This window comes from Crocosphaera sp., assembly GCF_030064895.1.
Classification (GTDB): domain Bacteria; phylum Cyanobacteriota; class Cyanobacteriia; order Cyanobacteriales; family Microcystaceae; genus Crocosphaera.
Genome location: NZ_JASJEB010000003.1, coordinates 40,348 through 56,269 on the forward strand (window position 1 = coordinate 40,348; position 15,922 = coordinate 56,269).

Here is a 15,922-nt window from a genome sequence, read left to right on the forward strand (position 1 = left end):
TTTTATTTTGACCCCGACTATTCGAGTTCCCACTGAACTTTATCAAACCTTGCAAGAAATCAAGGTTTCTTTGGAAAGTGAGCATTTTTCCGCAGCACCCACCATGCAAGACTTAGTAAGCGTGTCTGTCAAGCGTTTTATCCGAGATTGGAATAACCCAAAGCAGCAGAAAGAGATTATTGAGGAATTATTAAAGAATCGTCAAGATTCTCGCTCAAAAATGGGGAGACCGAAAAGTGATAATAGTGAGAAGGGAAGATAATGATAGATATTCAGACTTTTCATAGTTGTTTAGCTCAAACTACTGCACGAGGCTATGACTTAGACGATAATCAAAAAAAAGCAGTAGAATATGGAGATGGTCAATTGTGGCTTTTAGCTGGCCCTGGCTCTGGAAAAAGTGAAGTCCTGGTAACACGAACCTTAAAGTTACTTTGTGTAGATAATATTGAGCCTAAATCAATTTTTCTGACAACTTTTACAGAAAAAGCAGCAAGAAACCTTGAGGATCGTTTAGCAACATATCTTGCAGTCTTACAAAACACGGATTCTGACATCAAAGATGTTGATATAGCTGATATTAGAATAGGAACACTACATAGTTTATGCAATGATATTCTACAAGAATACCGCTATCCAAATTACCAAAATGTTCGTCTTTTAGACAAAGTCGAACAAGATTTATTCACTTATCGTTATTCTGATATTTCAAAACATGAAGATTTAGATTTTTGGATACATTTTGATTATGTCGTAAAAACATGGAAAAAGCCAAAGAATCAAAAACCAAAGTATCCACCAAATAAATGGCAACGAGCTAAAGCAGGAGTTACACTTTTTAATCATATTGTAGAAGATTATCTTGATATAGATAGAATGCTTAATGCAGGTGAACATTGGGAAACTTTAGCAGAACTATATCAACAATATTCTCAAGCATTAAAAGATAATTACCGTTGCGACTTTGCTCATCTTCAAGCTTACTTTCTTGAATTTCTTAAGTCTCCTGCTAGTCGACAGTTTTTAGAAGGAGATTACCAAAATCCTCCTTTAAAGTATATATTAGTCGATGAATATCAAGATACTAATCCAATTCAAGAACGTATTTATTTAGCTCTCGCTCATCAAAAACCCCATAATATTACTGTAGTTGGAGATGATGACCAAGCACTATATCGTTTTCGAGGTGGCAATGTTACTTGTATGGTTAATTTTGATAAAGCCTGTCAAGAGATATTTAATCAAACTCCTCATCAACTTCAGCTAGAAAATAACTACCGTTCTCATCCTGATATTGTTAACTTTTTCAATCACTATATCACTTCATTTGCAGAAATGAATGTTTCAGGAGTTCGTGCGCCGAACAAGCAACCAATTATCGCTGCTTCATCTATTTCTGGTAATTATCCTGCTGTTTCTTGGATTCAAACCAAAAACGTAGGAGATTTAGCTAATTCCGTTGCTCAATTTATTCATAATCATTTGATAAGTGATGGTATTATCAAGGATCTCAGTCAATGTGTTTTATTACTACGAAGTGCTAAAGATTCACCTAGAAATGCTGGCCCATTTATTCAAGCATTTCAGAACTTAGGAATCCCTATTTATAATCCTCGTTCTAAGTCTTTTATGGATAGTGGAGAAGTTAAGTGTTTACTAGCAGCACTAATTCAAGTGATTGATAAAAATCATAGTTTTCAATCAAAAAAAGATCCAAAAGGAAAGCCTTTATCTTGGGTTACACCTATTCAAGAATGGTTTGCTACTTTAGATCACATAAGAAATGACTCTAATATATCTACTAATTCTCTAGATGACTACTTAAAAAAGAGCAACACAAAACTATCAGAAGTATGTAAAAATAGCTCATCCCAAGATAATCCAGGACGATTTCTTAAACTAAACTTACTAGAAATTATCTATCGGATTCTAGCACAAGAGCCATTTTTAACATGGAGACAAGATCCTGTTAGGAACTTACGTCTTTCTAAAGTCACTCGTTTATTTGAAGGCTACAATAGTTTTAATTTAGATTCTTTGCGAGCCAATTATACAGGTACTGAAATTGATTCAAGCTTTCTTAATCGTTTTTATAATATGTTTGTTAGCTACTTAATTGAAGCAGGAATTGATGAAGATGAAGATGATGAGGTTATTGTTCCTGAAGGTTCTCTGCCAATTATGACAATTCATCAATCAAAAGGATTAGAGTTTCCTTTCGTATTCGTTGTAACTAAGTTAGGTAGAGAAGGACAAGTCGGAGCAGCACAACAACTTGAGCAAACTTTAGCTCCATTTAGACAGAATCTTTATCCAAGAGTGACTAGAACTCCTGAAGATTTAGCCATAGAAGATGATATTCGCTTGCTTTATGTAGCTTATTCTCGCGCACAGTATGGTCTAATTTTAATAGGAACAAAGACGCAGATTAAAAGCCATATTGCTGTTCCTAATCGAGATCATTTAGAATTTCAACGAAACACAGATGCTCTTATTATATAAATAAAGGTAAAATTAATGACAATAAATAAAAGAAAACCTTTTGAAAATATTTCAATTCCTTCACCTAATATTCCTAATATTAAACGGCGTTACAGTGTGACTCAAGATATTGTCTCATTTAGACGTTGCCCTCGTCAATACGGAACTTTTAATGTCCATAAATATGCACCTGCTTATCAAAATCAGACTTATTTTGGGACTATTCTTCACCAAGTTTTAGATCGTTGTCATACTCATTTTCATGGAAAAATAGATCCTTCAACAAAAGGTTCTCTACCGGATAATAGGAAAATTCTCAGTGATCAAGAAATTCTTGAATATTTTAATGATTTGCAAAAGGCTGAAACAGAAAAAAACAAAAAACCAATTCCTCCCAGTAAAATCATTCAATATTTTATTGAAGTTGACAATGGATTAAAAAGTCAAGGTATTAGAAATATCCCACAAGAGACAAGATTAAAAGCAGTTAGACTACTTCAATATTTTAATGCTCTTGAAGGATCAACACTGTATCCAAGGGTTAAAGATACAGAACATAGATTACAAGCAGATCGTACTGATCATATTCTTCATGGAGTAGTTGATCTTCTTGTTGATTCAGAAAATTTAGAAGCTAATCCTGCTGATTGTGAAATGTGGGACTACAAAGGTAGTAGCTTGTTAGGTGTTAATACTAAAGACCTAGAAAACTATGAATTTCAAATGCGAGTTTATGCAAAACTGTATGAACTAAAACATGGTGTTTTCCCTCGAAAAGCTATTTTATATTTTTTGAATGAACTTGATGGTTCAACTTGTCCATCTCAACGACCAAAAAATGCTCTCTTAGAAGTTAGTATTACTTCTAATGAAATTGATGATGCTGTTAAGGAATTTGCAACAACTGTATTAAAAATTGAAGAAGCGCGTTTGAATGATCAATGGAATCCAGCAACTCCTGGAGATATTAGTGAAAAAGATTGTACTATTTGTGATCTTCGTTGGGATTGTAAAACTCCCAATAATGGACAAGGAGTCAAACTACGATATCCGTAATTTAATTTCATCTAAAGCTTAATTTTTAGTTATTCTTATACGGTTTCAGCAACCCTCAGCAGTTAGTCATCTGGTTGCTGAAGCGTTAATGAAAGAGTTAGGGGACACACTATAGCACTACACATTTCTGTTAGGAAGTTTTTCAAGAGTATACTTAAAATCAAGGAAGGACGAATCACCTAGAAATAATTAAATGCAGTTTATAGATAAACAACCAAAAAACTGCCTAATTAATTCTAGCTAACTAGGCAGTTTTTCAATTATTTATTTACCTATTTATGACGAGAATAATCATCTTGGAAACGAATAATATCATCTTCTCCTAAATATTCGCCATTTTGAACTTCAATCAGGATAAGCTTAATCACCCCGGGGTTTTCTAGACGATGGGAGGTACACTGAGGAACGTAGGTAGATTGATTAGCTCCCAAAATCTCTTCTTTGCCCCCACAAGTCACCTTAGCAGTACCAGAAACAACAATCCAGTGTTCACTGCGGTGGTGGTGCATTTGTAAGCTGAGACGATGACCAGGATTAACTTCAATACGTTTGATCTTATAGCCAGGTCCTTCTTCTAGGGTAGTAAAGGAACCCCAGGGACGCGTTTCAGTAGATGTAATACCTGCATGAGCTACAGAGAAGGGCAAAGTAGCAACTTCACTTTTTTTATTTTCTTTAGCTTGAACCATAATACTTTTTAACTATACAAACGTTAAAATCTAAAAATTTAAACCAACTTGCCAGTATGATAACATAAATTATCAAAAATGACTGTTACCTGAGAAAGTTTAGATTATCTTAAAATTTCAAAGAAATGTTACAATAAAAGTCCAGCAATACAAGCGGTTAGAAAACAAGCCAAAGAACCAGCTATCATGGTTCTCAAACCTAACTTAGCTAAATCTTGTTGACGGTTGGGAGCGATCGCACTTATTCCTCCTATTTGAATACCGATAGTTCCTAAGTTAGAAAAGCCACATAAGGCGTAAGTTGCGATGATTTGACTGCGTGGGGAAATCGTATTTTCTGTTATCAAATTTTTCAGATCAAGATAAGCAATAAATTCGTTTAAAATTGTTTTTTTGCCCAGTAAAATTCCTACTTGTAAACAATCTTGCCACGGAACTCCCATTAACCAAGCAACTGGGGCAAGTAAATAAGAAAAAATCAATTCTAAGGATAGATTAGGTAATCCTAATGGTTGACCAATGGTCCCTAAAATACCATTAATTAAGGCAACTAATCCTAAAATTGCGATTAACATAGCTCCCACATTTAAGGCTAGTTTTAGTCCTTCTAATGCCCCATTTGTGGCTGCATCAATCGCGTTAGTATAAGGGCTTTTAAGTTCAAGAATAACCTCATCCTTAGTTTCAGATTTATTGGTTTCAGGATACATAATTTTAGAGATAGCGAGGGCTGCTGGTGCAGACATTACGGAGGCAGAAATTAAATGAGTTGGAGAAATTCCTATAGCAATATAAGCGGCCATTACACCACCAGCAATAGTGGCAAAACCTCCTGTCATAATAGCGTGTAGTTCTGACAAAGTTAGGGTTTTTATATAAGGTTTAATCATTAAAGGGGCTTCAGTACAACCCACAAAAATATTGGATGCACAACTTAGTGTTTCTGCGCCGGATGTTTTCATAGTACGTATCATTATCCAGCTAATTATATTAACTATACAGGGTAAAATTCCGTAATGGTATAAAATAGCAATAAATGAGGCAAAAAATATAATAGTAGGTAATACTTTAAAAGCAATAAAATGGTCTTGAAAAGTTTCCCCAAAAACAAATTTTGCTCCTACATCAGAATAATCTAAAAAAATTCTAATTGTATTACCCAACCACTCAAAAATCGCTAAGCCAAAGGGAGTTTTTAAGATAAAAATACCAAGAATAAATTGTAATCCTAATCCCCAAGCAACTGTATTCCACCGAATAGCTAAACGGTTGTAAGATACTAAATAAGCGAATCCTAAAAAAACAATTATACCCAATAAAGATATTAAACGTTCCATAATTTTCTCGAATTTTAAACGGTTTTAAATAAACCTTGATCATCTTTACATAAATAGATTATTTTTTCAACAGCATCTAAATTAATTGTTCCATAGACATGAGGAAATTTTTCAGTATCATTGATATTGTGATCGAGATTAGGATTAGGATGTACAGGAGATTCCCATTTGACTTCTGCTAATAATTTATTCGGATTAATTTCTAAGACAATTAATTGCTCATAATCACGATAAAATGTATTAGCAATAGTTATGATTTGAGATTGGGTTGAACAATGAATAAACCTTTCTTTTTCTAGAGAAGTAGATTTATATTCATTTTCAAGTTGTGCTTTCTGCCAATTTTCAAGAGTAGTAATGTGAAAAATCATAATTGTTTTCAAGGATTAATTATTCATTGATGGATTAGCTTGATATCTAACTTCTTGATGGGGAACCCCGAGTGCTATTCCTGCTGTTTCAAATGCTTCTTTAACTCTTAATCTAAACTCTCTTCCTACGGCCCATTGTTGCATTGCCTGAGTTTTAATCCAAACTTGAATTAAGATACCTTGATGAGAAATACTATCCACTCCTAAAATAGAAGCAGGTTCAATAATTTTATCTTTCCAAGTGGGATCATTTTGGATTTCTTGCCCCACTTCATTAATAATTTTTAAGGCTTTTCTGACATCAGCATCGTAAGCAATTTCTATTTTAAATTCAACCCTTGACCAGTCTTTTGTTAAATTTTCTACAATAAAAATTTTACCATTGGGAATAGTAACTAAACGTCCCCCTGAACCTCTAATTTGTGTAATGTAAATATTCATATTTTCCACAAAACCACTGATATTTCCTACCTGAATAACATCCCCAATAGCATAACGATCTGTCCATAAAATCAAAATCCCATTTAACATATCTTCGACCACATTTCGAGATAAAAAGGCAAAAACAAAAGCTACACCTCCCGCACTTGCTAAGACTGTTAAATTAATCCCTAAAAACACGATGGTTCCTACAGTAGCAAGAGTAATAAAAAGAAAACTTGTGCCACTTTTTAGGGCGTTAGAATAGGTACTGACTCGCAAAGTATAACGATTAGAATTAGGGTTAATTAGCTGTGCATTTTTTGCCCATCTATTTAGATAAAAATCAATAAATAGATTGCTCAACTTATCGGCAATATTAGCAGACATCCAAATTAAAGGAATTATAATAGCCTGTCCTAAAAAGAAATAAGTATAACGACGAGTTTCAGGAAAAATTAAAACAATTAAAGTTAAGGCTAATAATAGTAAAAATAATTGTAGCCAAAAAAACAAACCAAGAAATAATTGAATAATATTTTGTTGTCGTTTGATAATTCCCTGTTTCTTTAATGATAAATCAGGAAGGTTCTGAGTAATATTTTGTACTGTATGTTCAACTATAATTTTTGCTTTAGCTAGGGCTTTATCAGGCCGATCAATTACTTTCTGTAAACTAGCTATAATAGAAGACCTATTCAGTTGTACTCTTTGGGAATTTTCTTGATTTTTTTCTGTACTTTGATAGGCGTTATTTACAATAGGTGATTCATCGGAAGATAAAGCCTCTGCATCAACGGTTAAAGACTCTTTTAAAGCTCGTAATTGACCACGAATATGACGATTCCAAATTTTCAAAAAGTGTCTAATAATTCCTAAAATAAGTATAGGAACAGCAACAATAAACAGAATAGCAATAGCAACTCCAAATCTAGCAAAAGGATAATAATAATCGATTTCATAAGCCCAAAGTGCTTCATTAAGACTTTCAGAAATTAGAAAACGCCATTCCTTAGCAATATCTTCAATTAATTGACCTTGATGAAGACGATCCGCTCTATTTACTGTTACAATCGTCTGTGCAGATAAACCCAAGTCAAGTTGTCGTGGCACAAAGACCACAGTTTGATTATTTCTGATACCAATTTCAATTTTGGGTCTAGCAGGATGGTCTCCTAAATTATCGCGATCAAAGAACAAATTTTGCCAATTTGCGATGGCCCCAAATGGAGATTTGATAACATTATCTTGAAACATTAATTCCGACTGACGAACACGATCATAAATGGAATTATAGATACTTTCAACTTGTCTAGCTCTTTCTTCAACAGCAGAAGGTGCATCATTGGGATCATCAAGAGCATCCGGTGTAACCGCAACTTTAAAAACCTTATCTAAACCGCCAAATAAATGAACCTCGCTACACCACAGTCTACCACAACGCTGTGCTTTGTTAGGGTCCCACCAAGGAGTTTCCGATCTAATGGGTGTATTTGCTGAGGCAACCGTAAAAGGAAACTGCCCCACTGCTACAGGACTCCAGGTAACGGTTAAAATGAAAGTAGTTAACCCTAAAATCACGATACGTATTATCATCAATGGCCGAATGGACAACCAACCTGCTATAGCGTTTCTTTTCATAGAAAAAAGTCGTTAGTCTTGATACATAAAAGTCAATGATAAAAGCTATACTAGATTATAGACTTTTAGGTTTAGTTTAACCATTAATTGCAACCTGCTGGTCATACCCTATTGTGATCAGATTATTTGTTATGATACCATAACAATTAGATAAATACGAATTAAAAATAGTAAATTTGTTTTAACTGAGCATTATAATAAATCTTCTTAACGGGTTTAATTCTAGTTGGTAATTGAATTGTTGTTATTGCCGTGATCAAGCTTTATTGGCTTTCTGAAATTGATTTACGGGATCGTCCCGTTGTTGGGGAAAAAGCATGGCTATTGAGTCAACTTAAACAAAGTGGCTACAATGTTTTTCCTGGTTTTGTGATTAGTTCAAGTATATTTCGAGAATTTCTAGATAATTTGAACGATGTGAATTCATTATTAGCAGATTTTCCTGGCTCATCCCTTCATTTGGATGTAGATAATCCTCGAACATTACAGTTAGTTGCCCAACAAAGTCGTCAATCTATTTTAAGTTTATCCTTCCCCTCCCAATGGCGAGAAATCTTAATGGAAGGGGCAACAAAGTTAGGCAGCGAAGCGTTAATTTTACGTAATTCTTTAGGGGGAAGTTTTCCTCTTAATCAAGATATTTCTGGTTTAACTCCTGGACAAGTTTGTTGGAATTTTGCCGATAATTTAGAAATAGCGATTAAGGAAATGTGGGCGCAAATATTGAGCGCAAAAAGTTTATTTTATTGGCAACGTTTAGGGATGAGAATTGACCAACTAAATTTAGGTATTTTGATACAACCGATGGTTAATTCAGTTGCATCTGGGAGAATGATAACTCAATCTAAATATTTTGAAATTGAAGGAAATTGGGGATTAGGAAATAGTTTACTTCAAGGAGATATTTTACCAGATTACTGGAAAGTTGAAGGAGAATCAGGAAAAATTTTAGCAAAAAGATTGGGGAATAAAGCCCGTGCTTATCGTTTGAAAAACAAACCAGAATTGAACCAATCAACAACAGAAAAATGCTTAGAAACTTATTGTCTTAGTGATCAAGAACAGTCACAATATTGTTTGAAATCTGAAGAAATCATGAGAACATTTCAACTTTTTAATGATTTGCATGATTCCTCGATTTCTTGCAATTCTTTAGAATGGATATTGTATAATAATGGTGATAATTCATACTCTGAATTGGCCATAACTCAATTAATTCCATTACCTTATAACCAATTAATTAAAGATACAAAATCAGAGATAATAAACCAAGCATCTCAACATCAACTAATGGGTATTGGTGCTGCCCCAGGACAAATGAAAGGGACTGTTTATTTACTAAATGAAGATAATTTATCTAATATAGTTGCTTCAACACATCCTATTATTGTTACTCAAAAAATTCATCCTTTTCAACTATCTTCTATTAAACAAGCAGCAGGGGTTGTCACTGAAGAGGGAGGAATAACAAGTCATGCAGCTATTTTAGCTAGAGAATTAGGAATTCCTGCGGTTGTGGGTGTTCCTGGGGCAACAACTTGGCTACAAACAGGAGATTCTATCCTTATTGATGGAGATAACGGCAGCATTGTTTTGAATACATCAGATCACAAAGAAATTACTCTTCAAGCATTTCAAGTTAAGCCTGAAAAAACACCTTCTTTAGATTATCCCATAGGCACTAAATTAATGGTTAATTTAACCCAGCCTAGTTCTTTAAGTAAGATGGAAGGTTTACCTTGTGATGGTTTAGGTTTAATTCGTTCAGAATTGATGTTATTAGATTTATGTCCGCCTCATTCTTTAAGAGAATGGTTAGACAATTCTCAAGAGGTTCAAATTATTGAAAAGATTCAGGAAAGAATAACTCAATTTGCTGAATTTTTCCATCCTCAACCAATTTTTTACAGAACCTTTGATGACAAATTTTCGGCCGATAAAAACTGTCGAGGAACCTCTGGTTATAATCTTGATTCAACTTTATTTCGCTTAGAACTACAAGCTTTATCAGCAGTTCAAAAGCAAGGATATGATAATCTTAATATTATTCTACCCTTTGTGAGAACGGTAGATGAATTCCGTTTTTGTCTTGATTTAATTGAAGAGTTTGAATTATCTTTTTCAGAATCATTTCAAGTTTGGATTATGGCAGAAGTACCTTCCATTATTTTTCAACTAGCTGATTATGTTAAAGCTGGTGTACAAGGAATTGCCATTGGTACTAACGATTTAATTCCTTTATTGTTAGGTATAGAACGAAATAAGTTATCCTGGAGTGATATTCCTTCCTCTTATAAATCTTCTATTTCGGGTGCTTTTAAACAGTTAATTGAAGAAGCCAATAGATTAGAAATTCCCTCTTCTGTGTGTGGTCAAATTGTTGTTAATTCTTCTAAAATCATTGAAGATTTGATTAATTGGGGTATTAGCAATATTTCCGTAGAACCGGAAGCAATTGAAAAAACTTATCGAGCGATCGCCAGAACAGAACAAAGATTACTATTAGCATTAGCTAGAGAAAAAAGGAATAATTTAGAATAATTCACCTTGTATTTGTGTTATTATATTTGTGTATGATATCCTGTCTTTAAGGACGGGTTTTCGATTATATTTTTTTCAAATGGCAACTTTTTTAAGACCTTTAAGTTATCAATATCCTTGGTTATATAATACCATTTCTTGTTTAAGTTCCTTAGCGGTAGGTGGAGAAAAGCGGTTTCGTAGTTTATCTCTTGAAGGTATTAGGATTAACTCAGATAGTCAAATTTTAGACCTTTGTTGTGGCAGTGGTCAAACCACTCAATTTTTAGTCGAAAAATCTTCACAAGTTATGGGACTTGATGCTTCTCCTAACGCAATTGAACGGGCTAAAAAACGGGTTCCTCAAGCTAATTATGTTAACGCTTTAGCCGAAAAAATACCCTTTTCTGAGCAAGAATTTGACATAGTTCATAGTAGTGTTGCCTTGCATGAAATGGAAACCGAACAATTAAGGGAAATTATTAAAGAAGTTTATCGAGTTCTCAAACCTGGTGGAATTTTTGCGTTTATTGATTTACATAAACCTACTAATCTTTTATTTTGGCCATCTTTAGCAACATTTATGTGGTTATTTGAAACAGAAACCGCTTGGAAACTATTAGAAACAAATTTGATTAATGAGTTACAATCTTTTGGTTTTAATGACTGTAAACAAAAATTATATGCAGGAGGTAGTTTACAGGTAATTCAAGCAAGAAAGTAATCTCTAGCAATTGTATTTTTTTGGGCTTAATATTATTAAGCCCTTACATAATATACCACTTCTCATACTAGTTGTGAGGTAAATAGTTTTTTGTAGAGACGTTATATGCAAAGTCTCTACGGGGGTTTAGGGTGTACCTCATAAGTCTAAGAAATGCTATAGCTTATCTACGTCGTGATTGAGTGATTTGCCAACTGAGAAAAATAACAGGAATCATCCCCACTAAAACAATGGCTAAAGCAGGGGCTGCGGCATCAGGTAATCGTTCATCGGAAGCATATTGATATACCCTAATGGCTAAGGTATCAAAATTAAAGGGACGAATCACTAAAGTAGCTGGTAATTCTTTCATGACATCGACAAAAACTAACATAATTCCTGTTAGTATGCCTCCAGTCATTAACGGGGTATGAATCTTAATTAAAATCTTGCTAGGAGTTTCTCCTAAACTTCTAGCAGCATCGTCTAAGCTAGGTCTAATTTTCCCTAAACTGGATTCAACCGCACCAAAAGCAACGGGCAGAAATCGCACTAGATAAGCATAAATTAAAGCCAAAATTGTGCCACTAATTAATAACCCTATTTTAACATTAAAAGCCTCTTCTATCATATTAGCGATCGCATTATCTAACCGTGCTACTGGTATCAAAATTCCCACAGCAATCACTGAACCTGGAATCGCATAACCTAAAGCAGCAATTCTCACACTGCTATTCATAAAAAAGCCATCTTTTAGTCTTTTGCCGTAAGCCATAATCAAGGATAAAATCAACGCTGCGATCGCAGTAATTACTGAAACTTTTAAACTATGAACAGCCAATGTGAAAAAGTTATTTTGAAAAGCTGTTTTTGCATTATTAATAACTAAGTCTACTAAATAGATAGAAGGAGCTAAAAAACCTCCAAAAAAAGGAACAAAACAAAATAGAAAAGCTAAAAATGCTCGCCAAGATGTTAACTGATAACGATTAATATGGCTTTTAATACTACTATTTTGATAATAACGAGCTTGACGACGTGACCATAATTCTAAAATAATTAGTGTAAAAATAAATAGCATTAAAAAAGCTGCTAGTTGCGCTGCTGCTGACCTTTCACCTAAACCAAACCAGGTATCATAAATTCCAGTGGTAAAGGTATTTACCCCAAAATATTCAACCGTTCCGAAATCATTTAAAGCTTCCATTAAAGCTAGGGCTAAACCAGCAATAATTCCAGGACGAGCTAAAGGAAGAGCAACTTTAAAAAAGCTTTGCCAAGGACTACAACCTAGAGAACGGCTCGCTTCTAAGGTAGCAATTGACTGTTCTAAAAAAGCGGTTCTAGCTAATAAATAAACATAGGGATAAAGAACCAAAATTAACATCACAATTGCCCCCCATAAAGAACGAATATCAGGGAACCAATAATCATTAACACTTTGCCATCCAAACCAAGAACGAAGTGCCATTTGAACTGGTCCATAATATTCCAACATATTCGTATAAGTATAGGCTAATAAATAGGCAGGAGCAGAAAGAGGAAGCAACAATAACCATTCAAACCAATCACATCCCCAAAAGCGACAGATGGTTACTAACCATGCTGTTACAACCCCAATAATCAATACTCCTATTCCTACTCCAAACATTAGCAGTAAAGAGTTGACAATATAACCAGTTAATACAGTTTCAGCTAAGTGTTTCCATATGGTTCCAGCATCGATAAAAATACTACTAACTACGAATAAAATAGGTGTAGCAATTAAAACAGCTATCATAATAACAACGGTTACCCAACTTGTTGAGGATAGATAATTAATTAAGCTACGGGTGTTAGAAAACATCGGTTTAGAGTTATCCATAAATATTTTGTTCAAGGATTTACATTATATAAGTAACTATTTAATTTATATAGCATTTTAACCCTTAGATGTGAATCTGAATCGTAAAATACTCCTCTAGACTGTACATGTTTATCATTAGGATGTTAAAGATATTCCTCCTTACCCACCAATGACAGTTAAGGGTATAAAAATATCCTAACTATTTTCTGTACGACTATAGTTATTAACAAGGCTCATTCTGGGGTAAAATTGAATATAGTCCTAATTGATTAAAAAGAATTATGAAAGAGTTACCCCCTCTTAATACTGATACCATTAACGCCATTCTCAGTGAAGAAATAGACGATGAAACCGTCAATCAAATGGTGTGGTATTATTTAGGATATCGTTACGATGAAAGTAGCCAAACTTGGGATAATTCCGGGGTAGAAGAATCTTGGAAAGAAGAGTATCCCCAACCACCAAACTTCATTGAAAATCGTCCTCCTACAGTAAAATTAACCCGTTCTATTCCTAAAGAAAATAAACAGTTACTCAAAGAAAAATTGGGATTCAAAGGCTATAAAATAGGAACTTTTGAACCTAGAGATACTCGTCGTGCAACTATGGCTAATTGGTTATTAAGTTACTTGACGATACACTCATAATTATACTATAAAATCTAGCCCTAAATAAGCGAATAATACTAACTATTTCCTTGAGAATATATTTGATTTGTGTAGGGTGGGCAAAGCTATCTAACCAATCAATAGCGGAGAAAAATTTCTATTTTGCCCATCTTAATACGTTAATATTTTATTTTTTAACAGCCTCTTATATAGTAATAAAATTAATAACTAACCAACCTAATAAAATAGCAACTATAGCACCGATTAATGTGTTAATAATATTTACTATTTCATTGGTCATCCATTCTAAATTTTCTTGTAAAGTTGCCCCGATTACACTCTCTAAATTAGTGGCAATAAAAGCAGCGATAATACAATAAAAAATACCGATTAAATTAATTAATCCTACTAGATAACCCACCAAAGCAATGATAGCAGATGCAACAATTCCGGCTAGAGTTCCTTCTAAACTAATAGCCCCTTCTGTACCTGGAGAAACGGGTTTTAAAGTAGTAATTAAAAAAGTACGTTTTCCATAAGCTTTCCCAACCTCTGATGCGGTAGTATCTGATAATTTAGTGCTGAAACTAGCTACATAACCCAATATTAATAATTGTGTCCAAGGAGCGTCAACAAAAAGAGTTCCTAAAGCGCAAAAAGTTGCAATTAAGGCAGAACCCCAAACATTTTCTGGACCCCTTACTCCTGAGCGTTTTTCGGCGATTCCAGCAGCTTCTTTTTCTGCCATACCAATCTTAGTTACTCCCGAACCCACTAAGAAATAAAACATAACAACTGCGTAACCTTGCCAACTCAATGTCGCCCAAACAATTACCCCTAAAATCCAAGCATTAAAATAGCCTAAAGGGGTTAATAATTTTTTAGGAACAATGAAAGCAAAAACAAGCAAAATACTGTTAAGTATAAGTGCAATAATCCAAGAATTGTTTAAGTATAATTCCATCATAATTTTAAAGTTACTCCTGTTTAATAGACTAATTGTTGTGACTTCTTTTAGCTAATAAAGCAGTCCCGTAAGCTGCTTCAGTTTGGTTTGAAATATGTACGGGTATTTGCAGATAACTCTGCCTTATTTTAGTCCAATTTCTGTTTTTTGCTCCACCTCCAGCAGTATAAATTTTAGTAGCAGGAGTTGCCCCTAAAGTTTGTAATTTTTTGTATCCTAATGCTTCAATTTTTGCCATACTTTCTAGTAAACCTTGTAAAAATTCTACCTTATTATCAGGTATTGGCTCAAGTTTAGGTAGTAGTTTTGGATCATTAATGGGAAATCTTTCTCCAGGTTTTAATAAGGGATAATAATCTAATTTTGTCGGTTTAGCAAGATTTATTTTTTGACTCAATTGTTCTAACTCTTCATCCTTAAAAAAGTGTTTTAAGACTTTTCCCCCTGTATTAGATGCACCTCCAGTTAACCATAAATCACCTAAACGATGGCTATAAATCCCCGATGAAATATCTTCAACACGAGTCTTACTTAATAGTTTTAACACTAAAGTTGAACCCAGAGAAGTGACCCCTTCTCCTGGTTTTGTTACACCACTAGCCAAAAAAGCAGCAATACTATCAGTGGTTCCTGTGCAAACCAGACAATGTTTAGGAAAGTTAAACTTTTTAACTATATCGTTACTAACGGTATTTATAGGAGTTCCTGGAGGTAAAACTTCGGGCAAAATTGAGTTAATAGGTAATGCTTTTAACCAGTCAGGATAACATAAATTTTCGACATCATAACCAAGTTTTAAGGCATTATGATAATCACTAATTCCTAATTTTCCATGTAATAAAAATCCTAACCAGTCTGCTTGGTGTAAAAAATAATAATTGTTTTCTACTTTATTTGTTTGCTCCCACCACAAAAGTTTAACTAAACTAGATGTAGAACTATTAATAAGATGGTTTTCTGGAATAATGGTTTTAAACCCATTTAAAATAGTCAAGTCTCGTGACTCGTTATATAAAATAGGTTCTTTAATTGATTCACCTTGCTTATTACAAAATAAGACAGTAGAAGAAGTTCCATTAATAGAAATTGCTTGAATTTTATTTCTGATATCTATTGAAATATTTTCTAAAAGTAGATAAAGAGTATTTTCCCATGTTTGGCTTAAATTCTTAGTATCTTGGTGAGAAAAAGAAAAATTAACTTGACTAATAATTTCTTCCCCTTCATTAATAACAATCCCTCTTGCCCCTGATGTTCCAAAATCAATCCCTAGAAATAACATA

13 protein-coding genes are annotated in these 15,922 nt (G+C 33.8%); 6 read left to right on the forward strand and 7 right to left on the reverse strand.

Features of this window, described 5'->3' with window-relative positions; translation table 11 throughout:
- Window positions 1–7 precede the first annotated feature (7 nt).
- The 3 genes from QNJ66_RS01290 to QNJ66_RS01300 are packed head-to-tail and all read left to right on the forward strand — an operon-like array spanning window position 8 to window position 3,537.
- Entirely contained in the window at window positions 8–262 is a 255-nt protein-coding gene (locus QNJ66_RS01290; protein ID WP_300502280.1) for a hypothetical protein, read from the forward strand.
- Window positions 262–2,502 carry an ATP-dependent helicase gene (locus QNJ66_RS01295; protein ID WP_300502282.1) on the forward strand — a complete coding sequence of 747 codons (2,241 nt, stop codon included), beginning with the start codon at window positions 262–264 and terminating at the stop codon, window positions 2,500–2,502. The genes QNJ66_RS01290 and QNJ66_RS01295 overlap by 1 nt, the downstream gene beginning before the upstream one ends.
- A 15-nt stretch (window positions 2,503–2,517) precedes the next feature.
- Complete coding sequence (locus QNJ66_RS01300) at window positions 2,518–3,537, forward strand: PD-(D/E)XK nuclease family protein (protein WP_300502284.1); 1,020 nt, start codon at window positions 2,518–2,520, stop codon at window positions 3,535–3,537.
- Window positions 3,538–3,809: 272 nt separating this feature from the next.
- Here the strand turns inward: QNJ66_RS01300 and QNJ66_RS01305 are convergent, their stop codons facing one another.
- From QNJ66_RS01305 to QNJ66_RS01320, 4 genes are all read right to left on the reverse strand, one after another.
- Window positions 3,810–4,226, reverse strand: coding sequence for a phosphomannose isomerase type II C-terminal cupin domain (locus QNJ66_RS01305; RefSeq protein WP_300502286.1), 417 nt, complete (start codon window positions 4,224–4,226; stop codon window positions 3,810–3,812).
- 128 nt (window positions 4,227–4,354) lie between these two features.
- On the reverse strand, window positions 4,355–5,563 hold the full coding sequence (locus tag QNJ66_RS01310) for a NupC/NupG family nucleoside CNT transporter (RefSeq protein ID WP_300502288.1): 1,209 nt from the start codon (window positions 5,561–5,563) through the stop codon (window positions 4,355–4,357).
- A 14-nt stretch (window positions 5,564–5,577) separates the two neighbouring features.
- The gene (locus QNJ66_RS01315) at window positions 5,578–5,934 is read right to left on the reverse strand and encodes a DUF952 domain-containing protein (protein WP_300502290.1); all 357 of its coding nucleotides are present in this window, start codon (window positions 5,932–5,934) and stop codon (window positions 5,578–5,580) included.
- Between the two features lie 15 nt (window positions 5,935–5,949).
- On the reverse strand, window positions 5,950–7,995 hold the full coding sequence (locus QNJ66_RS01320) for a mechanosensitive ion channel family protein (protein ID WP_300502292.1): 2,046 nt from the start codon (window positions 7,993–7,995) through the stop codon (window positions 5,950–5,952).
- A 252-nt stretch (window positions 7,996–8,247) separates the two neighbouring features.
- Between QNJ66_RS01320 and QNJ66_RS01325 the strand changes: the two genes are divergently transcribed.
- Both QNJ66_RS01325 and QNJ66_RS01330 read left to right on the forward strand, forming a co-directional pair.
- Entirely contained in the window at window positions 8,248–10,536 is a 2,289-nt protein-coding gene (locus QNJ66_RS01325; protein WP_300502294.1) for a putative PEP-binding protein, read from the forward strand.
- 79 nt (window positions 10,537–10,615) lie between these two features.
- Complete coding sequence (locus tag QNJ66_RS01330; RefSeq protein ID WP_300502296.1) at window positions 10,616–11,239, forward strand: class I SAM-dependent methyltransferase; 624 nt, start codon at window positions 10,616–10,618, stop codon at window positions 11,237–11,239.
- 163 nt (window positions 11,240–11,402) lie between these two features.
- Here the strand turns inward: QNJ66_RS01330 and QNJ66_RS01335 are convergent, their stop codons facing one another.
- Window positions 11,403–13,082, reverse strand: a complete 1,680-nt coding sequence (locus tag QNJ66_RS01335) for an iron ABC transporter permease (RefSeq protein ID WP_300502298.1) — start codon at window positions 13,080–13,082, stop codon at window positions 11,403–11,405.
- Between the two features lie 263 nt (window positions 13,083–13,345).
- On the opposite strand from QNJ66_RS01335, the gene QNJ66_RS01340 reads away from it, so the two are divergent.
- Complete coding sequence (locus QNJ66_RS01340; RefSeq protein WP_300502300.1) at window positions 13,346–13,711, forward strand: DUF1823 family protein; 366 nt, start codon at window positions 13,346–13,348, stop codon at window positions 13,709–13,711.
- A 166-nt stretch (window positions 13,712–13,877) separates the two neighbouring features.
- Here the strand turns inward: QNJ66_RS01340 and QNJ66_RS01345 are convergent, their stop codons facing one another.
- Together QNJ66_RS01345 and QNJ66_RS01350 are read right to left on the reverse strand one after the other, a co-directional pair.
- Complete coding sequence (locus QNJ66_RS01345) at window positions 13,878–14,639, reverse strand: TIGR00297 family protein (protein WP_300502302.1); 762 nt, start codon at window positions 14,637–14,639, stop codon at window positions 13,878–13,880.
- A 28-nt stretch (window positions 14,640–14,667) separates the two neighbouring features.
- Window positions 14,668–15,921: an FGGY-family carbohydrate kinase gene (locus tag QNJ66_RS01350; RefSeq protein WP_300502304.1), complete on the reverse strand. Its 1,254-nt coding sequence runs from the start codon at window positions 15,919–15,921 to the stop codon at window positions 14,668–14,670.
- Window position 15,922 lies beyond the last annotated feature (1 nt).

What these genes read in the sequence shown, in the direction of transcription:
- QNJ66_RS01295 (WP_300502282.1), top strand. Translation starts at nt 262, where the DNA reads ATGATAGATATTCAGACTTTTCATAGTTGTTTAGCTCAAACTACTGCA.
- QNJ66_RS01300 (WP_300502284.1), top strand. Translation starts at nt 2,518, where the DNA reads ATGACAATAAATAAAAGAAAACCTTTTGAAAATATTTCAATTCCTTCA.
- QNJ66_RS01305 (WP_300502286.1), bottom strand. Translation starts at nt 4,226, where the DNA reads ATGGTTCAAGCTAAAGAAAATAAAAAAAGTGAAGTTGCTACTTTGCCC.
- QNJ66_RS01310 (WP_300502288.1), bottom strand. Translation starts at nt 5,563, where the DNA reads ATGGAACGTTTAATATCTTTATTGGGTATAATTGTTTTTTTAGGATTC.
- QNJ66_RS01315 (WP_300502290.1), bottom strand. Translation starts at nt 5,934, where the DNA reads ATGATTTTTCACATTACTACTCTTGAAAATTGGCAGAAAGCACAACTT.
- QNJ66_RS01320 (WP_300502292.1), bottom strand. Translation starts at nt 7,995, where the DNA reads ATGAAAAGAAACGCTATAGCAGGTTGGTTGTCCATTCGGCCATTGATG.
- QNJ66_RS01330 (WP_300502296.1), top strand. Translation starts at nt 10,616, where the DNA reads ATGGCAACTTTTTTAAGACCTTTAAGTTATCAATATCCTTGGTTATAT.
- QNJ66_RS01335 (WP_300502298.1), bottom strand. Translation starts at nt 13,082, where the DNA reads ATGGATAACTCTAAACCGATGTTTTCTAACACCCGTAGCTTAATTAAT.
- QNJ66_RS01340 (WP_300502300.1), top strand. Translation starts at nt 13,346, where the DNA reads ATGAAAGAGTTACCCCCTCTTAATACTGATACCATTAACGCCATTCTC.
- QNJ66_RS01345 (WP_300502302.1), bottom strand. Translation starts at nt 14,639, where the DNA reads ATGATGGAATTATACTTAAACAATTCTTGGATTATTGCACTTATACTT.
- QNJ66_RS01350 (WP_300502304.1), bottom strand. Translation starts at nt 15,921, where the DNA reads ATGTTATTTCTAGGGATTGATTTTGGAACATCAGGGGCAAGAGGGATT.